27 protein-coding genes are annotated in these 23,983 nt (G+C 38.5%); 20 read left to right on the top strand and 7 right to left on the bottom strand.

Going from position 1 to position 23,983, the window contains the following annotated elements:
- Positions 1–96 precede the first annotated feature (96 nt).
- The 4 genes from AC4G3O_RS11505 (at position 97) to AC4G3O_RS11490 (ending at position 3,159) form a co-directional block, all read left to right on the top strand.
- A complete protein-coding gene (locus AC4G3O_RS11505; protein ID WP_491136203.1) occupies positions 97–1,302 on the top strand; it encodes an EAL domain-containing protein in 1,206 nt (401 codons plus the stop codon).
- 143 nt (positions 1,303–1,445) lie between these two features.
- The gene (locus AC4G3O_RS11500) at positions 1,446–1,895 is read left to right on the top strand and encodes a DUF86 domain-containing protein (protein ID WP_066106543.1); all 450 of its coding nucleotides are present in this window, start codon (positions 1,446–1,448) and stop codon (positions 1,893–1,895) included.
- 120 nt (positions 1,896–2,015) lie between these two features.
- Positions 2,016–2,183 carry a hypothetical protein gene (locus AC4G3O_RS11495; RefSeq protein WP_491136202.1) on the top strand — a complete coding sequence of 56 codons (168 nt, stop codon included), beginning with the start codon at positions 2,016–2,018 and terminating at the stop codon, positions 2,181–2,183.
- Between the two features lie 211 nt (positions 2,184–2,394).
- The gene (locus AC4G3O_RS11490) at positions 2,395–3,159 is read left to right on the top strand and encodes a TIGR01457 family HAD-type hydrolase (RefSeq protein WP_066106910.1); all 765 of its coding nucleotides are present in this window, start codon (positions 2,395–2,397) and stop codon (positions 3,157–3,159) included.
- Between the two features lie 59 nt (positions 3,160–3,218).
- Here the strand turns inward: AC4G3O_RS11490 and AC4G3O_RS11485 are convergent, their stop codons facing one another.
- Complete coding sequence (locus AC4G3O_RS11485) at positions 3,219–3,716, bottom strand: phosphatidylglycerophosphatase A family protein (RefSeq protein WP_066106546.1); 498 nt, start codon at positions 3,714–3,716, stop codon at positions 3,219–3,221.
- A gap of 412 nt (positions 3,717–4,128) precedes the next feature.
- Here AC4G3O_RS11485 and AC4G3O_RS11480 point away from each other — a divergent pair, with 412 nt between their 5' ends.
- Genes AC4G3O_RS11480 through thrB form a run of 3 tightly spaced genes read left to right on the top strand, consistent with a single transcriptional unit; the run spans position 4,129 to position 7,392 of the window.
- Positions 4,129–5,421 carry a homoserine dehydrogenase gene (locus AC4G3O_RS11480; RefSeq protein WP_175354291.1) on the top strand — a complete coding sequence of 431 codons (1,293 nt, stop codon included), beginning with the start codon at positions 4,129–4,131 and terminating at the stop codon, positions 5,419–5,421.
- A gap of 1 nt (position 5,422) precedes the next feature.
- A complete protein-coding gene (gene thrC, locus AC4G3O_RS11475; protein WP_066106550.1) occupies positions 5,423–6,484 on the top strand; it encodes a threonine synthase in 1,062 nt (353 codons plus the stop codon).
- Positions 6,481–7,392 (top strand): homoserine kinase, encoded by a 912-nt coding sequence (gene thrB, locus AC4G3O_RS11470; protein ID WP_491136201.1) that lies wholly within the window; start codon positions 6,481–6,483, stop codon positions 7,390–7,392. Before thrC ends, thrB begins: the two co-directional genes overlap by 4 nt.
- Positions 7,393–7,444: 52 nt before the next feature.
- Here thrB and AC4G3O_RS11465 read toward each other — a convergent pair whose 3' ends face one another.
- Positions 7,445–7,681 (bottom strand): NifU family protein, encoded by a 237-nt coding sequence (locus AC4G3O_RS11465; protein WP_066106557.1) that lies wholly within the window; start codon positions 7,679–7,681, stop codon positions 7,445–7,447.
- A gap of 102 nt (positions 7,682–7,783) precedes the next feature.
- On the opposite strand from AC4G3O_RS11465, the gene AC4G3O_RS11460 reads away from it, so the two are divergent.
- Positions 7,784–8,146 (top strand): YuzD family protein, encoded by a 363-nt coding sequence (locus AC4G3O_RS11460; RefSeq protein WP_066106560.1) that lies wholly within the window; start codon positions 7,784–7,786, stop codon positions 8,144–8,146.
- A gap of 90 nt (positions 8,147–8,236) precedes the next feature.
- Here the strand turns inward: AC4G3O_RS11460 and AC4G3O_RS11455 are convergent, their stop codons facing one another.
- Positions 8,237–9,307 carry an NAD(P)/FAD-dependent oxidoreductase gene (locus tag AC4G3O_RS11455; RefSeq protein WP_066106563.1) on the bottom strand — a complete coding sequence of 357 codons (1,071 nt, stop codon included), beginning with the start codon at positions 9,305–9,307 and terminating at the stop codon, positions 8,237–8,239.
- Between the two features lie 345 nt (positions 9,308–9,652).
- On the opposite strand from AC4G3O_RS11455, the gene AC4G3O_RS11450 reads away from it, so the two are divergent.
- Positions 9,653–9,889 carry a YuzB family protein gene (locus AC4G3O_RS11450; protein WP_066106566.1) on the top strand — a complete coding sequence of 79 codons (237 nt, stop codon included), beginning with the start codon at positions 9,653–9,655 and terminating at the stop codon, positions 9,887–9,889.
- A gap of 64 nt (positions 9,890–9,953) precedes the next feature.
- On the opposite strand, the gene AC4G3O_RS11445 is transcribed toward AC4G3O_RS11450, so the two are convergent.
- Positions 9,954–10,712, bottom strand: coding sequence for a TraR/DksA C4-type zinc finger protein (locus AC4G3O_RS11445; RefSeq protein ID WP_066106567.1), 759 nt, complete (start codon positions 10,710–10,712; stop codon positions 9,954–9,956).
- 262 nt (positions 10,713–10,974) lie between these two features.
- On the opposite strand from AC4G3O_RS11445, the gene AC4G3O_RS11440 reads away from it, so the two are divergent.
- Complete coding sequence (locus AC4G3O_RS11440; RefSeq protein ID WP_066106916.1) at positions 10,975–11,340, top strand: HesB/IscA family protein; 366 nt, start codon at positions 10,975–10,977, stop codon at positions 11,338–11,340.
- A 175-nt stretch (positions 11,341–11,515) separates the two neighbouring features.
- Here the strand turns inward: AC4G3O_RS11440 and AC4G3O_RS11435 are convergent, their stop codons facing one another.
- Positions 11,516–12,148, bottom strand: a complete 633-nt coding sequence (locus AC4G3O_RS11435) for an NAD(P)H-binding protein (protein ID WP_491136200.1) — start codon at positions 12,146–12,148, stop codon at positions 11,516–11,518.
- 213 nt (positions 12,149–12,361) lie between these two features.
- Complete coding sequence (locus AC4G3O_RS11430; RefSeq protein WP_066106573.1) at positions 12,362–13,360, bottom strand: NAD(P)/FAD-dependent oxidoreductase; 999 nt, start codon at positions 13,358–13,360, stop codon at positions 12,362–12,364.
- Between the two features lie 299 nt (positions 13,361–13,659).
- On the opposite strand from AC4G3O_RS11430, the gene AC4G3O_RS11425 reads away from it, so the two are divergent.
- The 5 genes from AC4G3O_RS11425 to spsC all read left to right on the top strand — a co-directional run bounded on the left by AC4G3O_RS11425 (position 13,660) and on the right by spsC (position 16,920).
- A complete protein-coding gene (locus AC4G3O_RS11425; RefSeq protein ID WP_225983739.1) occupies positions 13,660–14,877 on the top strand; it encodes an NAD(P)/FAD-dependent oxidoreductase in 1,218 nt (405 codons plus the stop codon).
- A gap of 98 nt (positions 14,878–14,975) precedes the next feature.
- A complete protein-coding gene (locus AC4G3O_RS11420; RefSeq protein WP_175354297.1) occupies positions 14,976–15,455 on the top strand; it encodes an NUDIX hydrolase in 480 nt (159 codons plus the stop codon).
- Between the two features lie 150 nt (positions 15,456–15,605).
- Positions 15,606–15,728 carry a YuiA family protein gene (locus tag AC4G3O_RS11415; RefSeq protein ID WP_175354293.1) on the top strand — a complete coding sequence of 41 codons (123 nt, stop codon included), beginning with the start codon at positions 15,606–15,608 and terminating at the stop codon, positions 15,726–15,728.
- A gap of 87 nt (positions 15,729–15,815) precedes the next feature.
- Positions 15,816–16,139, top strand: coding sequence for a YuiB family protein (locus tag AC4G3O_RS11410; RefSeq protein WP_066106581.1), 324 nt, complete (start codon positions 15,816–15,818; stop codon positions 16,137–16,139).
- A 118-nt stretch (positions 16,140–16,257) separates the two neighbouring features.
- Complete coding sequence (gene spsC, locus AC4G3O_RS11405) at positions 16,258–16,920, top strand: stationary phase survival protein SpsC (RefSeq protein WP_066106586.1); 663 nt, start codon at positions 16,258–16,260, stop codon at positions 16,918–16,920.
- A gap of 79 nt (positions 16,921–16,999) precedes the next feature.
- Here the strand turns inward: spsC and AC4G3O_RS11400 are convergent, their stop codons facing one another.
- A complete protein-coding gene (locus AC4G3O_RS11400) occupies positions 17,000–17,851 on the bottom strand; it encodes an alpha/beta hydrolase (protein ID WP_139063852.1) in 852 nt (283 codons plus the stop codon).
- 245 nt (positions 17,852–18,096) lie between these two features.
- Here AC4G3O_RS11400 and AC4G3O_RS11395 point away from each other — a divergent pair, with 245 nt between their 5' ends.
- The 5 genes from AC4G3O_RS11395 (at position 18,097) to AC4G3O_RS11375 (ending at position 23,960) form a co-directional block, all read left to right on the top strand.
- The gene (locus AC4G3O_RS11395; RefSeq protein WP_066106925.1) at positions 18,097–19,071 is read left to right on the top strand and encodes an iron-hydroxamate ABC transporter substrate-binding protein; all 975 of its coding nucleotides are present in this window, start codon (positions 18,097–18,099) and stop codon (positions 19,069–19,071) included.
- Positions 19,072–19,083: 12 nt separating this feature from the next.
- Positions 19,084–20,088 carry a FecCD family ABC transporter permease gene (locus AC4G3O_RS11390; RefSeq protein ID WP_066106591.1) on the top strand — a complete coding sequence of 335 codons (1,005 nt, stop codon included), beginning with the start codon at positions 19,084–19,086 and terminating at the stop codon, positions 20,086–20,088.
- Complete coding sequence (locus AC4G3O_RS11385; protein ID WP_066106594.1) at positions 20,081–21,103, top strand: FecCD family ABC transporter permease; 1,023 nt, start codon at positions 20,081–20,083, stop codon at positions 21,101–21,103. Before AC4G3O_RS11390 ends, AC4G3O_RS11385 begins: the two co-directional genes overlap by 8 nt.
- A gap of 16 nt (positions 21,104–21,119) precedes the next feature.
- On the top strand, positions 21,120–21,905 hold the full coding sequence (locus AC4G3O_RS11380) for an ABC transporter ATP-binding protein (RefSeq protein WP_066106598.1): 786 nt from the start codon (positions 21,120–21,122) through the stop codon (positions 21,903–21,905).
- A gap of 546 nt (positions 21,906–22,451) precedes the next feature.
- Positions 22,452–23,960 (top strand): leucyl aminopeptidase, encoded by a 1,509-nt coding sequence (locus AC4G3O_RS11375; RefSeq protein ID WP_066106601.1) that lies wholly within the window; start codon positions 22,452–22,454, stop codon positions 23,958–23,960.
- Positions 23,961–23,983 lie beyond the last annotated feature (23 nt).

Genomic DNA, 23,983 nt, shown 5'->3' with positions numbered 1-23,983 from the left:
TAAATTTTTTTAAAAAAGGATATAATAGGAATATACTGAAAGTTTAAGGCTCTAATGTTAAATCCCAACTATGCTTTTGTGAGAGGATTGTGTAATATGGTTCATTCCTATAATGGAGGAACAAAATGGAGTAAGTGGATGTCCATTTTTCTTCCTGATTCGAGACTTCTGTTCTATCCTCCGAAATTTACAATAAGAAACCCAATTGTATCAAGGATAAAAAAAGCATTTGGAAATCAAGGTGAAATTGCAATTGTTGTATTTCATATTAGCAAAATGGATGAATTAAAGGAAATGGCTGGTGAGCAAGCCTATTACTCCTTCTTTCATGATTTAAAAAAAGAATTTGAAATAGCTATTAAAAAATATATTTACAGAACAAATATTATGGGAGTACAAGATTTTAATCAGGATAGCATTGTCTTGTATGTAAGGGGTCCTTTGTGCACACCAGGAACTGACCAGTTAGATAATATAATAGGGAATATACACCAGTCAGTACAGGAATCTGACATATATAGATATTCGCCAATTGAGCTTACAATCGGACATGGATATATGTACTGTGACCGGACCTATATAAATATTGAAACAACGGTTAATCGGGCCTTTGTTTTAGCTCATTCCATGGCTCGTAATGAGGTGGAGCCAGATTATAATGATATGATTCATCAGCTTACTGGTATTATCCATGATAAATTGATTCGCTTGATGTCACAGGCTATCTTAGAAGTAGAAACGGGTAAGGTTAAAGCATGGGAAATGCTATCAAGAGGACCGTCCGGAACGAAGCTTGAAAATCCGTTAACGTTATTTGCAGTCGCTAAACAAACTGGCAGATTGTTTACTCTTGAAATGATTGTGTTGGAAAAGGTATTTCAACACATCCAAATGACGGATATAGAGGGTGATATCTATATCAATTTTACACCAATAACAATGGGAGAACGTAATTTTCCTGGCCATGTAGAGATGTTATTAAAAAAATATGAGATTGACCCATCCGTGGTAGTGTTTGAAATAACCGAGAGAGATTTGATTGAAGGAGTTCATCTATTAAGATCAAATGTCAGCTATTTACGTTCACTTGGAATTAGAATAGCTATTGATGATACAGGAGCTGGCTATGCAAGTTTGCATATTATAGGAGAAGTATTGCCGGATATCATAAAAATCGATCGTACAGTTATACAAAATATTCATTCAAACCGTGTGAAAGAATCTATGCTTAAGGGTCTGCTGCTCATTGCTAAAGAAACGGGTTCTCTTGTTGTTGCAGAAGGAATAGAAAATGAAGATTAGGCTATGGTGATGGTACGGAATAAGGTAGACCTTGCTCAGGGTTATTTTTATGGGAGACCCCAATTTCTTGAACTTTCATTAGCAACCATTTAAGCTTAAAAATGGATAGTATATGTGGTGAGATTGATGAGGAGGAATACAGGATGTACTTCGTAGATCGAGAAGCAATTGAAGATAAACTGCTTTATTTAGAAACTCAGACAAATCTTCTGAAAAGTAAAGGAGAATGGACTGAGTCTACTATTGAGAAACTGGCATTAGAGCGTATCTTTCAAACCATCATTGATGCCGTTCTGGATGTAGGGAATTCAATGATAGATGGTTTTATTATGAGAGATCCAGGCAGCTATGAAGACATAATCGATATCCTGCTGGATGAAAAAGTGATTGATTCAGCGATGGAGATTGATTTAAAAACATTGCTCCCATACAGGAAAGAACTCGTGCAAGCCTACACAGCTATTCATCACGGGCAACTGCAAAAAGCAGTATATGAAAATTTGAACACTATTCAACAATTCCCTGCATGTATAAGAAGCTATATTGAAACTGAATTAGGTGTCGTAACAGCTTTTAAACCATATGATAAATGATACGTACATAAACGATGAGCCAATATGCTTATCGTTTTTTTAATGATTGTGATAATCGTTTGAGTTAGACATTTTGGGTACTTTTGAATTTTAAATACTCTGATAAAAGAAGGTGCTATGATGGAAATCTGGAACTTAACTGAAAATCCTGCAGGTAATACTTATCAGCAATTATTAGAAGTCTTATGTGATTACTCGGACACATTCTATTTTGTAACACGGAAAGAATTAACTTTTAAACAAGAAATACTTGAACAATTTTGCATGGTTCACCTGTACTACACATGAGGAATTCGGTGGATTTTCCATTCGTTCGGAATTTTATAGGAAGTTAATTGGGCAAATAGAAGGCTTAAAAGTAGAAAAAGAGGATTAAACTACTTGGGTATGTCCTAATTAGCATCAGGAGATAATTAGACGGGCTTCCGCTTTTCGATTGAATGCTACTGTGGTAAAGTAAATGAAGTAAATCTAACACGTCCAGGAGAGAACAATGCGTATGAAAAAGTATAAAGGTTATTTAATTGATTTAGATGGAACAATGTATAAGGGAACAGAACGAATTTTGGAGGCTGTCCATTTTGTGCAGGAACTAAAAAGACAAGAGATTCCTTATTTATTTGTAACGAATAATTCATCACGTACTCCTGAGCAGGTAGCTGAAAAGCTGCGCCAATTTGACATTCCTGCTACAGGGGAACAAGTTTTTACAACAAGTATGGCTACTGCAAATTATATATATGAGAAAAAACAAGATGCATCTGTTTTCATTATTGGGGAAGACGGTATCATTGAAGCCTGTAAAGAAAAAGGATTTACCTTTAAGAATGAAGATGCTGATTTTGTGATTACTGGAATTGATCGTGGAATTACATATGAAAAATTATCGGTTGCCTGTCTCGCAGTCCGTAATGGAGCAACATTCATTTCTACCAATGCTGATATTGCCATTCCAACTGAGAGAGGGCTCTTACCAGGTAATGGATCATTAACTTCTGTTGTTACTGTGTCTACTCAAACGGAGCCTATATTTATCGGAAAGCCTGAATCAATTATTATGGAACAGGCGATGAAGGTGCTGGGTGTCTCTAAAGAAGAGACGTTGATGGTTGGAGATAACTATGATACGGATATTATGGCTGGTATGAATGCTGGGGTTGATACATTGCTTGTTCATACTGGTGTTACGACCAGAGAACATTTAAAAGGCTATGACCGCAAGCCAACTTATACAATTGATTCATTGGATCAATGGACTATTTAATCTGAAAAAAGGCTCACAACTCATGATTAATTCTCGAGTGTGAGCCTTCTTTAATGATTTTACTCCACGTTTTCAATACGGTGTGCCAGCCGGCTAGAGGCAGCAGCTGCGATGGCGCCGACAATATCATCTAGAAAGGTATGACATTCTCCGGTTGATTTATCATTTAATCGCTTCAGGATACCGGGCTTAAGTTTATCTACATATCCATAGTTGGTAAAGCCAATGGAGCCATATACATTAACAATGCTTAATGCAAGAATCTCATCCACGCCATACAAACCTTCATCGACACCAATAATGGATTGTATTGGTTCCTCCAATAAGCCCTTTTCAGCTAACATATCTAATTGAATGCCGGTTAAAATGGCATTTTGAACCTCGCGTTTTGAAAGTACGCGTTCCACGTTGTAAATACAATCTTCCAATTGCAAATCATCATGGTATTTATGCTGGAGATACATAACTAATTCACCGATATCTTTTACCGATACGCCGCGATCCATTAGCCATTGTCTTGCAGTCTGTTCCGTTTTATCAATTGATTTATCTTTCATTAAGTGTACACCGACTTCCATTTATAATACGTACAAATAGTGGTTGATGAGCATATTAAAAGGCCTTCTTCCTTATCGGCTAATCATCTATCCTTGCAATCTTTGTAAAATCCATATCGCTTTAATTATGAAATATTCTTCTTTTTATATCTTAGTAAGCATGCTAATAAGAGGTGATTATTTGCTGAATAAAATTTGCATCATAAGAAGACACCCATTTAGTATGCGGAGAAGAATTTACTTTGCTTATGGTTCAAATATATTTTTAGAATATTGTGTATAATAGAACGATAGGGTAAAATTATTTTAATTTTTAATTAATTTAATATTGTAAACGGTTATGTTTATATTTATAATGTCTTCTATACATAAACAAATGTATTTTTGTGGTAGACAAAAAGGGGGAGATAGGGTGAAACCAATTACAATTGGATTACTGGGACTGGGAACTGTCGGAACAGGTGTGGTACAAATCATTCAGAATCACCAGGAAAAACTGACGCATCAGGTTGGTTGCCCGGTAGAGATTAAAAGAATCCTTGTTAAAGATAAATATAAAGATAGAGCAATGGATGTATCATCCGAACTTTTAACGACTTCCGCAACAGACATCATCTCTGATCCTGAAATAGATATCGTTATTGAGGTAATAGGCGGTGTGGAAGATACTTACTTGTTGCTGATGCAGGCTTTAAATAATAAAAAACATATAGTAACAGCTAATAAAGATCTGATGGCAGTCTATGGACCGGATTTATTGCGTACTGCTTCAGAGAATGGCTGTGATTTATTTTATGAGGCAAGTGTAGCTGGGGGTATCCCTATTTTACGAAGCTTGGTAGATGGACTTGCATCAGATCATATTACAAAAATAATGGGCATTGTAAATGGTACTACGAATTATATTATGACGAAAATGACCAAGGAAAAAGTCTCTTATCAGGAAGCGTTAAAAGAAGCACAGGATCTTGGCTTTGCTGAAGCAGATCCAACTGCCGATGTAGAAGGCTTAGATGCAGCAAGAAAGATGGCGATTCTGGCAACCTTGGGCTTTTCAATGAATATTGGATTGGAAGATGTGAAGGTACAGGGGATTACAACTGTTTCTGATGCGGACCTAGCGCTCTGCAAAAGGCTTGGATACACTATGAAGCTGCTTGGGTTTGCCAATCGAACCGAAAATAAAGTGGAGGTGAGCGTCCAGCCCACCCTTTTACCGGAGGAACATCCTCTTGCTACCGTAAATGACGAATATAATGCGGTGTATGTATATGGGGAGGCAGTTGGTGAGACCATGTTTTACGGACCTGGAGCCGGCAGTCTGCCAACAGCAACAGCAGTAGTATCGGATCTTGTTGCCATCATGAAAAATATGAGGCTGGATGTAAATGGGCGAAGTGCAGTTATACCTCAATTTGATAAAAAATTAAAAACGAATGAAGAAATTAATAGCAAATTTTTTCTGCGGATTCATGTGAAGGATGAAGTTGGTGTTTTTGCACAGCTAACTGCTATTTTTGCTAACCATGGAATAAGCTTTGAGAAAATCATGCAGCTGCCAATTAAGGTCAACGAATTATCGGAAATTGTACTTGTATCACATAAGGCTCCAGTGGCTAATTTTGAAAACGTATTGCGTGAGCTGGAAACCAATGAAAAAGTTTACTCCATAAAAAGTACGTATCGAGTTGAAGGGGGAGCATAGAATGAGCTGGAATGGGTTACTGCAGGAATTTAAAGAATTTTTACCGGTGAATAACCAGACCCCGAATTTAAGTCTGTTGGAGGGGAATACGCCGTTAATTCGCTGTCATAATCTTTCAAAGGAGTTGGGGATTGATTTATATGTTAAATATGAAGGTGCCAATCCAACAGGCTCCTTTAAAGATCGGGGAATGGTGATGGCAGTAGCAAAAGCCATAGAAGAAGGCAGTGATACGATTATATGTGCTTCAACCGGCAATACATCCGCTGCAGCTGCAGCCTACGCAGCCCGATCCGGGCTACGCTGCATTGTTGTTATTCCTGATGGGAAAATTGCCATGGGTAAGTTAGCTCAGGCAGTTATGTATGGAGCCGAAATCTATGCCATTAAAGGGAACTTCGATCAGGCATTGGCTATGGTCCGCTCCATCAGTGCCAAATTTCCCATTACACTTGTCAATTCGGTGAATCCTTACAGAATTGAAGGGCAAAAAACGGCTGCTTTTGAGATATGTAAACAATTGGGTAAGGCCCCTGATGTGCTCGCAATACCGGTTGGAAATGCCGGTAATATTACAGCGTATTGGAAAGGGTTTAAGGAATATCATGAGCAATGCCAGAGTGGGCTTCCGGAAATGAGAGGATTCGAAGCGGAAGGTGCGGCTGCGATTGTACATAATCGGGTGTTCGAACAACCAGAAACCATAGCCACTGCGATTCGTATCGGAAATCCGGCCAGTTGGGAATATGCCGTTGAGGCGGTAAAGGAATCAAACGGAAAAATAGATGAAATCAATGATGATGATATTATCAAGGCTTATCAGTTATTAGCCAGAAAAGAAGGAATATTTGCCGAACCAGCTTCCTGTGCTTCCATTGCAGGTATCTATAAACAATTGCAAACAGGAGAAATAAAGAAGGGACAAACAGTTGTCGCAGTATTAACCGGTAACGGGCTTAAAGACCCAAATACGGCTGTGGAGTACAGTCAAATACAACCAACTGTTATTGAAAACGATGAAGAAGAATTGGTAAGATGCTTTGGCGGTGTAGTCTCATCATGAACCAGCCTGACATGTTGCGTATTAAAATACCGGCAAGTACAGCCAATCTGGGACCGGGATTTGACTCAATTGGAATCGCACTGGGCTTGTATTTGACGATAGAAGCAATGCCATCAGATGAATGGATGGTTATTATCAAATCGGATGAATTAAAGAAAACTCCTTCGGATGAAAGTAATTTTATTGTTCGGATGGCTAAGAAAGCTGCAGCCTATTTTGGGGCAGAAATACCGGTCTGCAGATTGATGGTGAAAAGTGAAATACCGTTGGCAAGAGGTCTGGGCAGCAGTGCGTCAGCAATTGTAGCGGGACTTGAGCTTGCCAATGTCTTTTGTAATCTGAATTTGAGCAAGGAAGAAAAACTAAGATTTGCGAGTTTAGAGGAAGGGCATCCAGATAATGTGGGTGCATCCATTTACGGTGGCATGATTGTCGGCATTCATAATGATTGTGAATCAACCCTTGTATCATTACCGATTGGGGATGTCGGGGCAATTGTAACGATTCCTCCGTTTGAGTTGAACACTGAAAGAGCACGTGAAGTATTGCCAACTCATCTGTCCCATTCTCAAGCTGTTTCTTCAAGTGCTGCAGCGAACATTTTGGTAGCCGCTGCTGCTACAAATGATTGGAAACTGGTTGGAGAGATGATGGAAAGAGATGATTTCCATGAAAAGTATCGAAGTGAGTTAATGCCTCACTATTCTAGAATTAAACGTTTAGCAAAAGAGGAAGGAGCTTATGGCAGTTCAATCAGCGGTGCCGGGCCAACCATTTTTTCTTTAGCTCCTTCACATTCTGTTCCACTTATTTGTGAACGTCTTAAAGGAGAGTTTCCTGAAATGAATATCCTTCATATTCCAATGGTCAATACGGGTTCTATTATACAACTGACGGATTTAAATTAAAAACAGCGATTCCCCAATTATAGGGGAATCGCTGCTATTTGTGTTTTGATCATTAGAAAACTTGTTCAACTTCAACAACGCCTGGAACTTCTTCAAGAAGTGCACGTTCGATGCCAGCTTTCAATGTGATTGTGGAGCTGGGACAGCTTCCGCAAGCCCCTAAAAGACGTAATTTTACAATTCCATCATCCACATCAACCAGCTCACAGTCGCCGCCGTCGCGAAGAAGAAATGGACGTAATTTATCTAGTACTTCCTGAACTTGCCCAAATAATTCTTGTTCTGCCATGGCTATCGACTCCTTTCCTAATCATATTATAATGATTTTACCTTAAAAAAGCTATCTACATTCCTTAGCTTATAGTTAAAATTTGTTTCCTATATTAAATTTATGTATGATGAAAAGAAAAGCGATAAAATAGGGGGAAAACAGGTGACGGTTGCAAATTTATATGTATACGGAGCCACACAAATATGTGCAAGCTGTGTTGGAATGCCATCATCAAAAGAAACATATGAATGGCTGCAGGCTGCCTTATCGAGAAAATTCCCAAGTCACCCATTAACGATCACATACATCGATATTTTTAACCCACCAGAAGATCCGAAAATTAAAGAAATAGCTGAGAAAGTTGCCGAAGGAGAATATTTTTATCCTTTAGTCATCTTGGACGGGAAAGTAGTCGGAGAAGGAAGCCCTCGATTAAAGATAATAACTGAAGCTTTACGAGATTACGGATATAAAAGTGAATAATTATTTGGATAAAGCTTGCAGCCTACTTTTAGGGTCTGCAAGCTTGTTTTTTAATAATCGATATATTCGAACCATCAACATAGGGTCCTATTATCCATTATGATACTTGTACATCCACAAAACCCCTGACTTTAACAGCCGCGCCATTCTGCCAGTAATAATAGTACGTTCAGACATTAGTCCGAAACCATGTTTTTTACCAAGGGATCCTAGAATTCCCTTCAGTTTAATTGGAGGGAAGGATTCAGGGAGCGGTTCTCCGGCCCATTTTTTAACCAGTACCTGATAAATTTGTTCACCTTGCCCCTCTGCCAATTGCGCACTTGGGGCATGTCCAAGGCTTGCGCAATCTCCAATGACAAATACATCTGGATAGCCTGGGATGGTGTGCTGGACTGTCAGTTTTATTTTGTTACCGCTGTCTTTTTCAACAGGCAGTTCTCTGACTGGCTGTACTGGCTGAATGCCAGCGGTCCAAACAATGGCATCACATGGAATGGAAACGTCACCATTATAAAGCAGGTTAGGTTCTATCTTAGTAATATTACTATTTGGGACTAAGTCTACACGATGTTCATGAAACCAGCTTTCCACATAATTACTAAGTTTTTTAGGAAATGCTGATAAAATATGGTCATTACGGTCAAAAAGCTTAATATTTAAATCCGGGCGTCCTTCAATCAATTCACTAGCTAGTTCAATTCCGCTTAATCCTCCGCCAATGATGGCAACTACTTTACCTGGTCCGAGGTTATTCAGTGCTTGATAGGTACTGCGAGATTTATCAATAGACTGTATGCTATAGGTATATTCTGCGGCTCCAGGCACATTATGATAATTGTCCTCACAGCCCAGGCCGATAATCAGTTCATCATATGTAAGCGGTTCCTGATCTTTTAATAGAACTTTCTTATTTGATAAATCGATAGAGGATACTTCACCGTACTTGTATTGAATTCTTTCGTGCTGAGGAAATGATACACGAATAGTGTGGTCAGAAATGGAACCAGCGGCAAGCGCATAAAATTCAGTTTTTAAACAATGATAAGGAATTCGATCGACCAAAGTAACATGAATATCTGCGGGAAAATGATGATCAGTGAGCTTGTTAAGTATTCTCATACCACCATACCCACCACCGAGGATGACTAAGTTTTTCATAGAAATGACGACTCCTTTGTTGGGATACAATTTTCTAATTTTAAACTATGCTAGAATACTAAATTCAAAGTAGTGCTATAAAAATATTAAATTATTATAATAGATGTCAATATTGTAAAATTCCATACAAAGTATATCGAAAATAGGAAAAAATAACAACTGAATTGTGTATAATTTGTGAAAAGTCACATTATTACTCCGTTTCGGATGTCCTAATTTAAAAACATTTTCTCTATCACATCTCTCGGCAGATGGAGTATAAAAAGGTAACTGATTCACCTTAATTAATTGACTATTATATCATTTTAGAGTAGGATTTTGGTTGTGCTAAGGGGTGACAATAGTATGAAACCAATAATTGAATTTTGTGTCAGTAATCTTGTCAGCGGTTCACAGGCCGCTATGGAGATTTTAGATAAAGATCCTAATTTGGATGTTATTGAATATGGGTGTCTTAGTTATTGTGGAATTTGCTCTGCCAGTATGTATGCCCTTGTAAATGGAGAAGTCGTAACAGGGGACAGTCCGGAAGAATTAGTAGATCATATTTATGAATATCTGGAAGAGAACCCAATGTTTTAATATAATAAAAAGGGAAGAAATAGGCATACTCTGCTTATTTCTTCCCTATTTTTTGTATAAAGAATTACTCATCATCATTGGTATCTTCAGTATAAGGATCTTCCTCATATGGTTTTAAATCGCCAAAGGATGTCATGATACCTTCTTCATCCAATAAATCCTTTAATTGCTCAAGTTCTGCTGTAGGATAGATTTGAACATTTTTCCCTTCAATATCGTTTCCAGCGAAATTTTCAATATCCTCCACATATCCAATATATTCATCGGAATTTAAATAGACCTGATCATAGTGCTCTTTTGGATCATAATAATCAGATGGGGTATCTGAACTCCCCCACTCCGCAACAGCCTGCCAGGAATCTTCTTCATCAAAGCCATTTACTTCTGTCTCATGCTTTTTTTCATATAATGGATGCAGGACCTGTTCTTCTATTGGACGTTCGTGAGAAACGGTTTGCTCAGTACTGTGCTCGATGCAATAAGTGGTAGATGGTATTGCTTGAAGCCGCTCAAAAGGGATGTCTTTACCGCATACTTCACATTTACCATAGGTTCCTTGTTCAATTGCCTGTAAAGCTCTATTTACCTGATTAAGTTCATTCTCAAAATGTTCATTTAAGGCTAGGTCTTTACCACGTTCATATAGCTCAGTGGCGGTATCCGCAGGATGGTTATCATATGTAGAGAGTTCTCCTACATAATTATAAAAATTTTCATCTTCCCCTATGCCAAAATGATTATTCAGGGAAATGTGATGTTCAAGTTCCTTTTTTTCATCTGCTAATTTTGATTGAAGATTGGATTGTTGTTCGGAAGAAAGCATCAAGGAAACTCCTTTCAATTTCGTCTTTCTATTTTCTTTCATTCCGCTGCTGTTTATGTAAAAAATATTAATTAATCTTTTGGATAAAATAATATAGTCATTTAGGTAAAGTGTTATTTAAAAGCGTATATCTTATTCAAAAACGTGCGAACAGCAGCATATTATGGGCAGTTTTAAGGTTGAGAGGACACCGGTTAATGTATATACTAATAAATAGAGGATTTAATTTCCTTCTAACTTTTTATAAGGGGGAAGAATGGTAATGAATAATGATGTCATTATTGTAACAGAAGCAGCAGCTTTTCAAATAAATACGATGATAAAAGAAAGCGGGGAAGATCAGCCATATTTGCGTGTTTCCGTCCATGGTGGAGGGTGCAGCGGTTTATCGTATGGCATGAACTTTGAGCAAAAAAAACAAGATAGTGATATTGAAACCATACAGCATGAAATTCATTTTCTTGTGAATAAAGAGGACGCGCCTATCCTGACTGGAACGCGTATAGACTATAAACAATCGATGCTCGGCGGAGGTTTTACGATTGATAATCCGAATGCCATTGCCACATGTGGTTGTGGGTCTTCATTTCGTACAGCTAAAGTTACGGGTAATCCAGAGCAATGTTAAACTAACAAATCAATACTGATTTAGTTGGAATTCCTTCTTTAAACAGATGCGATCAAAAAGGTATCTATTGAGAAGGAATTTTTTATATGAGACTAAGGCATTTTAAGGTTCCTGCTAAATACAAAAATAACCTCTCCCAATAAGAGCGGGGAGAGGGAGACTAGTTGTTTTTATATTACACTTCAGCCAAGGCTTCCTTAATAGGAAAAGGGCCTTCAATACAATAAAATTTCTTATTAAAAGTCGTATCTATTTCTAATGTATCAACTAAAACCTGTGCAACTTCATTACGTGAAATCATTCCATCATCATCGATAGATTCTGCCGCCAGTATTTTGGATGTGCCATCAGAATCAATCATTTTGCCTGGACGGACAATTGTATACTTTAACCTACTGGATCCAGTTAAATAATTCTCCGTCATCCTTGTTTCCTCCAATAAGGAATAAAGAACACATGGTGCTTCATCCGGTTTGTCAGCATAAACGGAGCTTAGCATGACGAAGCGCTCTATGCCCGCTTTTTCACACTCACGTATAAAGTGGATAGCTCCGTGCTGTGTTACATGGGAGATCGTATCATGAATACTAGGATTTGTTACATCGACTGCGTAAATAACTGCGTGCATGCCCTCCAATTGGAGAGAATCGGTTATTTCTCCGAACATGGGTTCAGCACCAAGACTTCTAACTAATGAAGCAAGATTTTCATCATGTACTAAACAGTATGCCTGATGAGAAGACTTATTCAAAAGCTCAAGTACTCGCTGGCCTGTGCGATTGTTTGCACCGACTATTAACACATTCATTGTAATCACCTCACTAGTAACTCATACCCGCTTCATAGGGGGCCTGACTCTGGTATTTACTAGTACGTAAGGGAAGAATTTGTATACATACAAAGAGGGAAGGTTGGGTTCTAAAAAAAGAAGGAATTCAGAATGTGTTAGCATAGGAGCTTACATCCTGAATTCCTTTATTTATTCTGCATGGCGCGTCTTGACCAGTTTTAATTCAATAAATCAATCCTTAAACATACTTGTACTGTGAAGGGGCTGGATTCTTGCTTTAGGATCCATATATGCTTTTGCATTGTTAATAGCCGTAGGAGCTTCACCAAATCCACAGGCAATTAGCTTCACTTTCCCATCATATGTGCAAATATCTCCTGCTGCATATATACCAGGTATATTAGTTTCCATTTTGCTATTCACAATGATGGAATTTTTCTCGATATTAAGTCCCCACTCTTTAATAGGTCCAAGTGAAGAAACAAAGCCAAACGTAACTAATACGTCATCAACATCAATCGTTTCTTTATGATCCCCGGTTGCATCATCCAACACGATTTGTTTAATGGATTCCCCATCGCCAACTAATTCAGATGGTATATATGGAGTCTTTATGATTACACTTGAATTTTTAAGATTTTCCACACTATGTTCATGGGCACGGAATTTATCCCGGCGATGAACAAGGGTTACTTCCTCGGCGATAGGCTCAAGCATTAATGCCCAGTCTACTGCAGAGTCCCCTCCGCCACATACGACGACTTTTTTACCGGCAAATTTATTTAAATCATCAACAAAATAATGAAGATTTTTCCCTTCATAATTAGACGCATTTTCAAGTTCAAGGCGCCTTGGCTGGAATGCTCCATTACCGGCTGTGATGATGATCGTGTTTGAATAATGAACTTCCTTATCGGTTGTTACTTTAAAAACGCCATCTGCCTGTTTTTCAACATTCTCGACAGCTTGTTCAAGGCAAATGGTTGGATCGAACTTAGCCATTTGTTCCTTTAGGTTATTAACTAATTCTTGAGCGAGTATTTTGGGAAAACCCGCTACATCATAAATATATTTCTCGGGATAGAGTGCGGATAATTGTCCGCCTAGCTGGGGCAGACTTTCGATGATTTTCACTGAGGCTTGCCTCATACCACCATAGAAAGCAGTGAACAATCCTACAGGTCCTCCACCTATGATCGTTACGTCATATACTTTTTGATCTTCTTTCACTTGATTACCCCCTATATTGTAAATAAATCTTTAATAAATAGTACCATATATCTTGGTATAACGTTCCTCTAAAGGATATGTGTGTATATAAAGATAATAAGAGTAAATATTCAAAAAAGTCAAAGGTAATACCGTTACTTATTTTTTTATCCTTTTTATATCCAGTGCTTGAAAAAATAACCAAAAGAGAATATAGTAATCTATAGCGAAATGTTAATATTTTGTGACATTTTTGACGTGATATACGTGAATGATATCACAAGATGTTTGAATTTTTATATCATATAAAAAAGGTGGACGTGATACTAGTGAAAAAGCCTCAAATTGTTATTCTAGGAGCCGGTTATGGCGGATTGTTAACAGCTAAGCGTTTGCAAAATAAAATTAATGTGAATGAAGCTGAAATTACACTAATTAATAAGCATCGTTATCATTATGAAACAACTTGGCTGCATGAAGCGTCTGCGGGTACCATACATCACAATAAAGTACGCTATGATATTAGCAGTATCATTGATCGTAATAAGGTAGCCATGATTGAAGATACCGTTGTAGAAATAAAAAAAGATGAGAAAGTGATAGTTTGCGAGAATGGCACTGTTTCATATGATTATTTAGTGGTTGCTTTAGGTGCTGAATCTGAAACATTTGGTATTGAAGGATTAAAGGAATATGCATTCAGTATTTCCAGTGTGAATAAAGCACGTCATATTCGTGAACATATTGATTATCAGTTCTCCCAATACCAAACGGATAAAAAGGAAGAAAGACTGACCATTATAGTAGGCGGTGCTGGATTTACAGGTATTGAATTTATTGGAGAGCTTGCTAATCGTATGCCGGCTCTTTGTGAAGAATATGATGTTGATCCTAATAAAGCACGTATTATTTGTGTAGAAGCAGCACCTACAGCATTGCCAGGCTTTGATCCGGAGCTTGTACAATATGCTGTTGCACGATTGGAGAAAAAAGGTGTTGAGTTTATGATTGGTACACCAGTCAAAGGCTGCACGGAAGAGGGAATTCTGGTCGGAAAAGGCGAAGACGATACAGAATTAATAAAAGCCGGTACAGTTATCTGGGCAGCGGGTGTCAGAGGAAGCAGTATCATTGAAAAGTCAGGTATTGAGGCGATGCGCGGCCGTGTGAAAGTGGAGCCTACTTTGCAGGCGCCCGGTCTTGAAAATGTTTTTGTCATTGGAGATTGTGCGTTAATCATTAATGAAGAGATTAATCGTCCTTACCCGCCAACAGCACAAATTTCTATGCAGCAGGCAGAAGTTTGCTCCGAAAATATTGCTGCCCTTATTCGAGGAGAGAAAATGAAAGATTTCGTATTTGAACCAAAAGGCACTGTATGTTCACTTGGGGATGATGATGCTATTGGAGTCGTTTTTGGCAAAAAATTAAAAGGTACAAAAGCAGCTGCGATGAAAAAAATCATTGATAATCGTGCCTTATACATGATGGGTGGCTTGCCGCTTCTCATGAAAAAGGGTAAATTTAAATTAATTTAATAAAGGTATAATATAGTTTGAAAGAAAGCTGTCCGATTATACTCGAGACAGCTTTTTGTATAGATAATAAAAAAAATCTAGGAAAAGGTGCTCATATGATAGAAAGAAGCAAATATGTCTGGTTAGGTGTAGCAGGATTGGTCGTAACAAAGGATGGCAGATGGCTTGTTGTGAAGAAGTCTTATGGCGGTTTAAAAGGGAAATGGTCATTGCCGGCGGGTTTTGTACAGCCGGGAGAAACAGCAGATGAAGCAGTGGTTAGAGAGATTAAAGAAGAGACGGGGATTGAGACGAAAATCATTGGATTATTTGGTCTTAGAACAGGTGTTATACGTAATGAGATCAGTGATAATATGCTGCTATTTTTATTGGAACCAATTTCCGGAGAGATTTCGATACAAAAAACTGAATTATTGGATGTTGCTTTTATGGACCAGGAGACAATTAAAAAGGATCCGGACAGTTCATTGTTATTGACGGAGTTAAATGATAAGCATGCATCCCTTCATAAGAAACCGCTTGAAGGAATCAATCCTGGGGATGTCTTTCAATACACCGCTTATAAATTATTTATATAATTGATTTCTTGTGTATAAGGGAGAATTTAAAAGGAAATTTACCTTGTATACGCTTACATTAAATTACTGAGTCTTTTGGGGTACTTTTCATTTACCAAATTTTCTGTTATATTATCAGAAAATTCAATTAAATTAGGGGGTGATCATGTTATGAATCAAAAAGCCTATCAGTGCCCGTATTGCTATGGAAAGGGATATTTTCAATTATTGCTTGGAGGATCTGAAACATGCTCATGTTGCGGAGGAAGTGGTAAAACAAAAAACACTAAATAAATGTTATTTTTCAAAAACAACCCAATTGACGAAAATTATTCCATCCTATAAACTTACTTTTGTACGACTAAGGGGGAGTTATAGAGAATGGGCATGTCAATTCCGGTTGTAATTATATCAGTTGTATTGTTCTTTATTCTTTTTTTCGGATTGGGCTTTATTTTAAATATGTTATTTAGAAAGACATGGATTATGGCCGTTATTTATCCTTTGGCAGCATTATATTTTATTAACAGTGTTAAGTTAACGGAGTACTTTGTAAATCCATCTTCTAGCTTTCAATCATTGAAAGAGCATTTATTCAATCTTGCCTCTGCAGATGCAATTATCCTAGCCGCAGGTTTAGCAGGGTCCATTGTTTCAGGTATCGTTATAAGAATACTTCGTACCATGGGATACAGAATGTTTTAACCCTTTTCGAGCAATCGTTAAAGGGTTTTTTTATTTGAAAATGTATAGATAATTCTGAAAAACGAATAGATAATCTGGTATTGGGAAAAATGGTTTGTGTGAAAGGAGAAATCGTCACATGGACCATACTTTTAAATATATCAGAGCAATTTCACTCGTTTTTTTATTCTTACTGGCTACCGTTGTAACCCTTTCATATTTTACAGGAATTAGTGTTCATGAGTTTCCTGTTTTTCGCCATATACATTCTAAAATAGTAAGGGAAAATCCTAAGCCCAAAGAGCAAATATCGTTATCAAGCTATGACACAACTTCCTCTGTTAAACAAATAAAATCAGCGTCCACGCTGGAAGAAAATGATGATTGGAATAAATACCCGGCTAAAGAAGTGATTGCTACAGGTTATACAGCAGGGTACGAGTCAACTGGGAAAAATCCAAACCATCCCAGCTACGGAATCACCTATTCAGGTGTTAGGGTAAAACGTGACTTATATTCAACGATTGCAGCGGACACAAGTGTCTTTCCAATTGGGACCATTCTTTTTATCCCATCCTATGGGTATGGAGTGGTTGCTGACACAGGTTCAGCCATAAAGGGGAATAAAATAGATCTTTATTACGATACCGTGGACGATGTATATCAGAAATGGGGAAAAAAACAGCTGAAGGTCTATGTAGTCAGTATGGGAACAGGCAAGCTGACTGAACCTGAGCTAAAAGCTTTGAATGAGACAGAGAGCTTGCAAGTATTTAGAAATCAAATTATTAATAATAAGTAGCGAAATATTTTTCTTCCTTTACCGTTCCTCAAGGGCGGTTTTTTTATGATTTAAACTCGGTGTTCGCTATATAGCTTTTTTATATACTTCCCAGTTTAATTGCACGATTAATAAGTGGTAATAATACCGATACATGACTTTCCTCTGTAAACTCTCTGAACTGTATGTGAATACCGTATTGATGCAACTGATTAAGTTCTTCGGAAATTTCAGCAGCATTTTTATTCATTCCGCTAAAGTGTAGCTTTTCCAGCTCGCCTACCCCGACCAAAATCTTTATTTGCCGCTCTGATTGCTTTACCTTATGGGTGAATGCTTCTTTCTCACTTCTAAAAAACTGTGTATCCCAATGTATAGAGGGGCTTCCTGCAATGTATGTATGAAAAGTATCTGGCTCTGAAAAAAGAGTTTGTAAAACAAATAATCCGCCTAGTGAATGTCCAAACAGTGTTTGTTTGTCTATATTGACCGGCAGATGGCGTTCAATTTCAGGTTTAACTTTCTCTTTAATAAATGTAATGAAAGATTCAGCTCCGCCATGAGACGGCCATTCCAAGCCTGCTGGGTGCGGCGGTAAATCCTCTTTTGATATTGGCCTGGTAAAATCATAGACACGGTAAGGAGAGAATGGCTGATCTGTGTGATAACCAATTCCAACAATAATCGCTGGATACACGCCAGTTTTTTCCGGCTTTCTCATTTGCACACGCATTGCATCAACAAAGGTGCCAAATACAGAGTTTGCATCCAACACATAGATAACCGGGTATCCTTCAGGAGGAGGAACAGTATCCGGCTTGTAAATAAAGATACGATAAAACCGGTCCTGAATCTGATTGTACAGATCTATTCCCCAGGTATTTGGTAAAGAAACATTTTGCTGCCAAGGCAAGCTGTCTTCCATAGGATCTTTTTTGGGTGTCTCTCTCATTTATTGACCTCTTTTCATTTGGATTCAAAAGATTATTTGACAAATTAAGTATAAATCATTCAAAAATTTACATAAAATTAATTGAAAATTCCAGTTTGTTAGTATATATTTTATATAATACTTGATAATGATTATCATTTTCAATACTTTCTGCGATAAATATGGGGGTAGGTAAAACAATAGTTAAGTTAGAGTGAAAGCGAGTACATAGAAAAAGATTAGATGGGGGAAGAGGGAAAATGAGTATTAAAAAAAATTTATTAATAGTGGGTTTATCCGCAATGACTTGCCTTGGATTGGCAGCATGCAATAGTACGGAGACACAAATAAAACAATCCGACAATAAAGTTCAAGCTGATGAAAGCAAGAAATCAGAAGATAAAACTCAAACGATTACATACCTAGATAAAGAATATACGGTTCCTTCTGAAGTGAAAAAGATTGCTACAGCGAGTCTTGAATCCATGGAGGATGCAGCAATTTTAGGAGTTAAGCCTGTAGGCGCTATTACAATTGCCGGAGAACTGCCTGCTTATTTGGCTGAAGATTTGGCTGGTGCCAAGTCGATAGGGGAAAAAACACAGCCAAATTATGAAACGTTACTTGGATTAAAGCCTGATGTAATCCTTTGGACTTCCAAAGCGAAGGAGAATGTTACTGAACAATTAACGAAGGTTGCACCAACATTCCCATACTCCCATATCTCAACAAATTGGGAAGATAACTTAAATTTAATGGCTCATTTGACAGGTAAAGAAACTGAAGCAGAAATGATTATTTCTGGTTATAAGAAAGATGCTGAGGAAGCAAAAGAACAATTGGGTGAATCTCTGAAAGGGAAAAAGGCAATGGTCCTTCGTATCCGAGGAGGCAATGTCTATGTGTATCCGGAAAGTATGTACCTTAACCCAGTTCTATACAATGATTTAGGACTTGAGGTACCTGAAGTGGTAAAATCTGCGAAGGCACAGGAAGTTATCTCAATGGAAAAGCTTGCGGAAGTGAATCCGGATTATGTGTTCCTTCAATTTGAAGAAAGTGAAAATGCTGATAAACCGAAAGCATTAGAAGAACTAGAAGCTAATCCAATTTGGAAAAGTATGAATGCTGCTAAAAACGGAAAAGTATTCGTTAATACTGTGGATCCTCTTGCCCAGGGCGGTACGGCATGGAGTAAGACGGCTTTCCTCGAAGCTGCAACCAGCTCTTTGACTGAATAAGGTTGATGGTGTATGGATAAGAGGAAAATACCTTTACTGATAATATGTGCGGCACCCATTCTTATACTCCTTATCATCCTGTTATCCGTTTTTTATGGAGCCAAAAATATAGATTATATAACGATTTGGAATGCCCTTTTTCATTATGATGCCGGTAATGTGGACCATGCCATTATTATGACATCCCGTTTACCGAGAGCAATAGGCGCACTTCTTGTTGGATCTTTCCTTGCTATATCAGGTGCACTAATGCAGGGGATGACAAGAAACTATCTTGCATCCCCTTCCATTATGGGGGTGGTAGACGGTTCAGCTTTTATCATTACTGTATCAATGATTTTCCTGCCGAATATGACATCTATTGAAATGATTTTGTTGTCAATGGTTGGTTCAGCGCTCGGTGCAGGAATTGTTTATGGATTTGGCTCTATGCTTCCCAATGGTTTATCACCTGTTCGTTTGGCAATTATAGGTACTGTAATTGGGACGTTTCTGAGCAGCCTGTCTCAAGCATTGGCCTCCTATTACCAAGTCTCCCAGAATATTAGTTTTTGGTATAATGCGAGATTGCATCAAATAGATTCAGAGCTCCTTGGACTGGCTGTACCAATTGGAATAGTTGGAATCTTCCTTGCCTTACTAGTTTCCAAATCCGTAACGATTCTTTCTCTTGGTGAAGAAGTTTCAATCAGCCTGGGCCAGCGTACCGGATTAGTCAAAGTAATTTGTATTTTGTCTGTTATTTGTTTAACGGGTACGGCAATTGCATTAGTAGGAAAAGTTGGTTTCGTAGGCTTAATCATTCCGCACATTAGCCGTATGCTTGTCGGCGTTGATTATAAATGGATAATTCCTTGTGCAGGCATACTCGGGGCTGTATTTCTTGGTTTATGTGACGTTTTAAGCAGGTTTATTAATTATCCCTTTGAAACACCGATTGGCGTTGTGACTGCATTGATTGGTGTACCATTCTTCCTCTATTTAATCAGAACAAAAGGAGGAAGAGGCCTTGCATAAAGTTTCAAAACTAAGATATTACATAACATTATGGCTGATTGTACTCGCTATTACAGCAGTCATCGTTTATAGCTTGATGGCCGGAACCTTTCAATTGTCTGTTATCGATGTAATAAAGACATTAGCACGAATAGACGTAAATCCGGAACACGATTTGGTCATCTTTGATTTTAGGTTACCGAGGATTCTGATTGGCTGTCTGGTTGGGATTGGGCTTGGAATAGCCGGTGCTGTGATTCAGGGAGTGACGAAGAATGGCTTGGCCGATCCAGGAATACTTGGTATTAATGCCGGTGCTGGTACGGCTGTAGTTTTATTTATGTTTTTCTTTCATAGCGTATTTCAAGGAATGACATGGCTCTCCATTATGGCTATGCCCTTATTTGGTCTCGTTGGAGGATTGCTGGCGGCCTTAATTATATTCGCCTTTTCATGGAAAAATGGTTCCCTTGATGTAGAACGACTCATCTTGACTGGAATAGCGATTGGTTCAGCTTTTGGTGCCGTTTCCTTATATTTGTCGCTGAAAATGAAAGCAACTGATTTTGAAATGGCAGTTGTGTGGATCACAGGCAGCATTTATGATGCCAATTGGCTTTACATACTTGCCATGGCCCCCTGGCTGTTTATATGTATACCGATCATTCTAAAAAAGGCCTATATACTTGATTTGCTCCAATTAGAGGATAGTAGCGCTATCAGTTTAGGTATAGCCATTAATAAAGAAAAATCAATCTTACTTCTCAGCAGTATCGGCTTAATAAGCGCTTGTGTATCAGTATCAGGCAGTATTGGATTTATTGGCTTAATGGCGCCGCATATATCGCGCTATCTTGTTGGTGTTCAAAATAGATTTGTTATCCCTGTGAGTGCAGCAATCGGTGCGCTGTTGGTAGTCTCTTCTGATTATATTGCCAAAACAATCATTGCCCCTGCTGAACTGCCAGTTGGTATTATCGTATCCATTATTGGGGTACCATTCTTCTTGTATTTACTCAAAAAGGCGAAAGCATAAAGGGGGGATATTTGATATGAGTATTCTGCGTACAGAAAATCTTGAAGCCTGTTATGAAAAAAAGACCGTGTTTCAAAATTTAAACTTAGACATTACTAAAGGAAAAATAACGACTATTATTGGACCGAACGGTTGTGGAAAATCTACTTTATTAAAAACGATGGGACGTATACTGAAACAAAAGCAAGGGAAGGTATTTTTGCAGGAGCAAGATATGAACACGATTTCAACGAAGGAGATTGCCAGACGGCTTTCTATGCTGCCGCAAAGCCCGGTTGCACCGGGATTGTTGGGTGTGGAGGAATTGGTATCCTATGGACGTTATCCACATCGTAAAAATAATAAAATAATGACGAATGAAGATATGGAAATCATTGAATGGGCAATGGATATAACAAAAACATCCCCTTTCCGAAACCGAAGCATCGCAAGCTTATCTGGTGGGCAAAGACAAAAGGTTTGGCTAGCCATGGCCCTGGCTCAGAAAACAGACATCATCCTCTTAGACGAGCCCACAACATACTTGGATATGGCCCACCAGCTGGATGTATTGCAAATTATTCAGGAACTCAATCGCCAAGAAAAAAGTACAATTGTAATGGTTCTTCATGATATTAACCATGCCTCCAGATACTCAGACCATATCATAGCCATGAAAGACGGCAGTATAATCAAATCCGGCACACCAACCGAAATCATTAACCAAGAAGTACTAAAAACCGTATTCCAAATAGAAGCCAGAATCATCATCGACCCATATGACCAAGCGCCGGTATGTATAGGGTATAAATCAAAGTGCTGAAGCGGCTTGCTCAGAAGCGAGGAGCATAAGACAGGGGCTCGGAAGGAGGAGTTCTTCCCTCCTGTAGAGGTCATGCTTATGACCTGTGAGCTTCTAGCCGTTGAAGCCGGATTGACTATAGTGCTGAAGCGGCTTGCTCAGAAGCGAGGAGCATAAGACAGGGGCTCGGAAGGAGGAGTTCTTCCCTCCTGTAGAGGTCATGCTTATGACCTGAGTTTCTAGCCGTTGAAGCCGGATTGCATAAAAGCTGAGGCGACCATTTCAAGGAACAAAGACTAAGAACGCCATGTCCTGTGACAACGTCTTTGTGACCAACATCCTGTTGGCCTCCGCAACTAATTCACAGAGGATAATAGTCCTCTGTTTTTTTATGTCTAAAGGAAGGGTAAAATAGGCAAGATATGTCGGGATAAATCGTTTAATTTTTCAGTGAATGGAATGCGTCATTTGTTCTAAATTATGATGCCAATGGTAAGATAATAGGTAAGGATAGTTAATGTCAGTAAGAAAAGGCATGAATAAAGATAAACGATCAGGAGGAGTAGTATGTTTAAAGTTTATAATGAAAATCCGAGTCAACTACATATGCCTGTTTTGGTAACTGGAGCATTTAATCATCCAGTTACGCTTGCAGCGACTTTATCGGAAGCGGATAAAATGATGAATAGTAAGCTTCAGGAGCTTGCCAAGGTTGGAGATATTTCCGCTCGGAAGAAAAAAGTTTCGACATTGCATACACTTGATCTTATTCCACCGGAGAGATTGGTGTTCGTTGGATTGGGGAAACAAAAAGATTTAACATTCGAAGAGCTGAAAGAAGCATTTGGCAAAATGTTTCAGAAAGTCGAAGGTCGTGGATGGACAAAGATTAGCGTCGACTTAACGTCATTCCTGACAGATGTCATTACGGTGGAGGATGCAGCACATGCTTTAGGAGAAGCATTAGCCTTGTCTACGTATGAATTTGAAGGATATAAGCATAAGAAAAATGAACCAGATCAGAAAATAGAAGAGGTTTCTGTATATACGGAAGCCGACCGAGAGCTAGTTGAGTCTTCCCTTTTTGTTGGATATACATATGGAAAAGGAACCAATTCAGCTCGGACTTTAGTAAATCTTCCAGGTAATATGCTAACGTCTACAGATATGGCCAATTATGCTAAAGGGCTGGCTGATAAGTATCAGTTTGAGTGCGAAATCCTTGAAAAAGAAGATATGCAGGAGCTTGGAATGGGAGCCTTGCTTGCCGTCAACCAAGGATCTGCTGAACCACCTAAAATGATTGTCCTAAAATATCAAGGGAAATCTGACTGGACAGATGTAATTGGTTTGGTTGGCAAAGGAATTACATTTGATACAGGCGGATATTCAATAAAGACAAAAGCAGGGATAGTTGGAATGAAAACGGATATGGGGGGAGCAGCCGCTGTCCTTGGAGCTATGGAGATAATTGGGGAATTGAGACCTGAACAAAATGTTGTGGCTGTTATTCCATCAACAGATAATATGATTTCCGGAAATGCCTTCAAACCGGATGATGTCATAGTTTCCATGGCTGGTAAAACAATTGAGGTCTTGAATACAGATGCCGAGGGGCGTCTTGTGTTGGCAGATGCGATTACATATGCTAAACAGCATGGAGCGGATTATTTAGTTGATGTAGCTACATTAACCGGGGGAGTTATTACAGCATTAGGTGTAGAAATGACAGGTGCGATGACAAATCATGAAAGCTGGTTTGAGGAAGTCTTAAAAGCATCTGATGAAGCTGGAGAACCCATGTGGAGATTGCCAATTACCGAAAGGGATAAAGCGCGTGTTCGCAATAGCAAAATAGCTGATCTTAATAATTCGCCGGGAGCAGAGGGGCATGCCATTATGGGAGGTGCATTTGTTGGTGAGTTTGCCGAGGAGACTCCATGGGTGCATTTAGATATAGCTGGTACATCTACAAGACGTTCCAGCTATGAACTTGGACCATCAGGTGCTACTGGTGTAATGGCGAGGACATTGGCTGTATTGGTTGAACGTTTTGGTTTGGATGGTGAAGATTAATCTAATCTCATAAATAGATTTAA

It is taken from the genome of Bacillus sp. z14 (2026) (assembly GCF_058313575.1).
This window is presented reverse-complemented; position numbering and strand designations above follow the sequence as displayed.

What these genes read in the sequence shown, in the direction of transcription:
- AC4G3O_RS11505 (WP_491136203.1), top strand. Translation starts at nt 97, where the DNA reads ATGGTTCATTCCTATAATGGAGGAACAAAATGGAGTAAGTGGATGTCC.
- AC4G3O_RS11500 (WP_066106543.1), top strand. Translation starts at nt 1,446, where the DNA reads ATGTACTTCGTAGATCGAGAAGCAATTGAAGATAAACTGCTTTATTTA.
- AC4G3O_RS11495 (WP_491136202.1), top strand. Translation starts at nt 2,016, where the DNA reads ATGGAAATCTGGAACTTAACTGAAAATCCTGCAGGTAATACTTATCAG.
- AC4G3O_RS11490 (WP_066106910.1), top strand. Translation starts at nt 2,395, where the DNA reads ATGAAAAAGTATAAAGGTTATTTAATTGATTTAGATGGAACAATGTAT.
- AC4G3O_RS11485 (WP_066106546.1), bottom strand. Translation starts at nt 3,716, where the DNA reads ATGAAAGATAAATCAATTGATAAAACGGAACAGACTGCAAGACAATGG.
- thrC (WP_066106550.1), top strand. Translation starts at nt 5,423, where the DNA reads ATGAGCTGGAATGGGTTACTGCAGGAATTTAAAGAATTTTTACCGGTG.
- thrB (WP_491136201.1), top strand. Translation starts at nt 6,481, where the DNA reads ATGAACCAGCCTGACATGTTGCGTATTAAAATACCGGCAAGTACAGCC.
- AC4G3O_RS11465 (WP_066106557.1), bottom strand. Translation starts at nt 7,681, where the DNA reads ATGGCAGAACAAGAATTATTTGGGCAAGTTCAGGAAGTACTAGATAAA.
- AC4G3O_RS11460 (WP_066106560.1), top strand. Translation starts at nt 7,784, where the DNA reads ATGTATGATGAAAAGAAAAGCGATAAAATAGGGGGAAAACAGGTGACG.
- AC4G3O_RS11455 (WP_066106563.1), bottom strand. Translation starts at nt 9,307, where the DNA reads ATGAAAAACTTAGTCATCCTCGGTGGTGGGTATGGTGGTATGAGAATA.
- AC4G3O_RS11450 (WP_066106566.1), top strand. Translation starts at nt 9,653, where the DNA reads ATGAAACCAATAATTGAATTTTGTGTCAGTAATCTTGTCAGCGGTTCA.
- AC4G3O_RS11445 (WP_066106567.1), bottom strand. Translation starts at nt 10,712, where the DNA reads ATGCTTTCTTCCGAACAACAATCCAATCTTCAATCAAAATTAGCAGAT.
- AC4G3O_RS11440 (WP_066106916.1), top strand. Translation starts at nt 10,975, where the DNA reads ATGAATAATGATGTCATTATTGTAACAGAAGCAGCAGCTTTTCAAATA.
- AC4G3O_RS11435 (WP_491136200.1), bottom strand. Translation starts at nt 12,148, where the DNA reads ATGAATGTGTTAATAGTCGGTGCAAACAATCGCACAGGCCAGCGAGTA.
- AC4G3O_RS11415 (WP_175354293.1), top strand. Translation starts at nt 15,606, where the DNA reads ATGAATCAAAAAGCCTATCAGTGCCCGTATTGCTATGGAAAGGGATAT.
- AC4G3O_RS11410 (WP_066106581.1), top strand. Translation starts at nt 15,816, where the DNA reads ATGGGCATGTCAATTCCGGTTGTAATTATATCAGTTGTATTGTTCTTT.
- spsC (WP_066106586.1), top strand. Translation starts at nt 16,258, where the DNA reads ATGGACCATACTTTTAAATATATCAGAGCAATTTCACTCGTTTTTTTA.
- AC4G3O_RS11400 (WP_139063852.1), bottom strand. Translation starts at nt 17,851, where the DNA reads ATGAGAGAGACACCCAAAAAAGATCCTATGGAAGACAGCTTGCCTTGG.
- AC4G3O_RS11390 (WP_066106591.1), top strand. Translation starts at nt 19,084, where the DNA reads ATGGATAAGAGGAAAATACCTTTACTGATAATATGTGCGGCACCCATT.
- AC4G3O_RS11380 (WP_066106598.1), top strand. Translation starts at nt 21,120, where the DNA reads ATGAGTATTCTGCGTACAGAAAATCTTGAAGCCTGTTATGAAAAAAAG.
- AC4G3O_RS11375 (WP_066106601.1), top strand. Translation starts at nt 22,452, where the DNA reads ATGTTTAAAGTTTATAATGAAAATCCGAGTCAACTACATATGCCTGTT.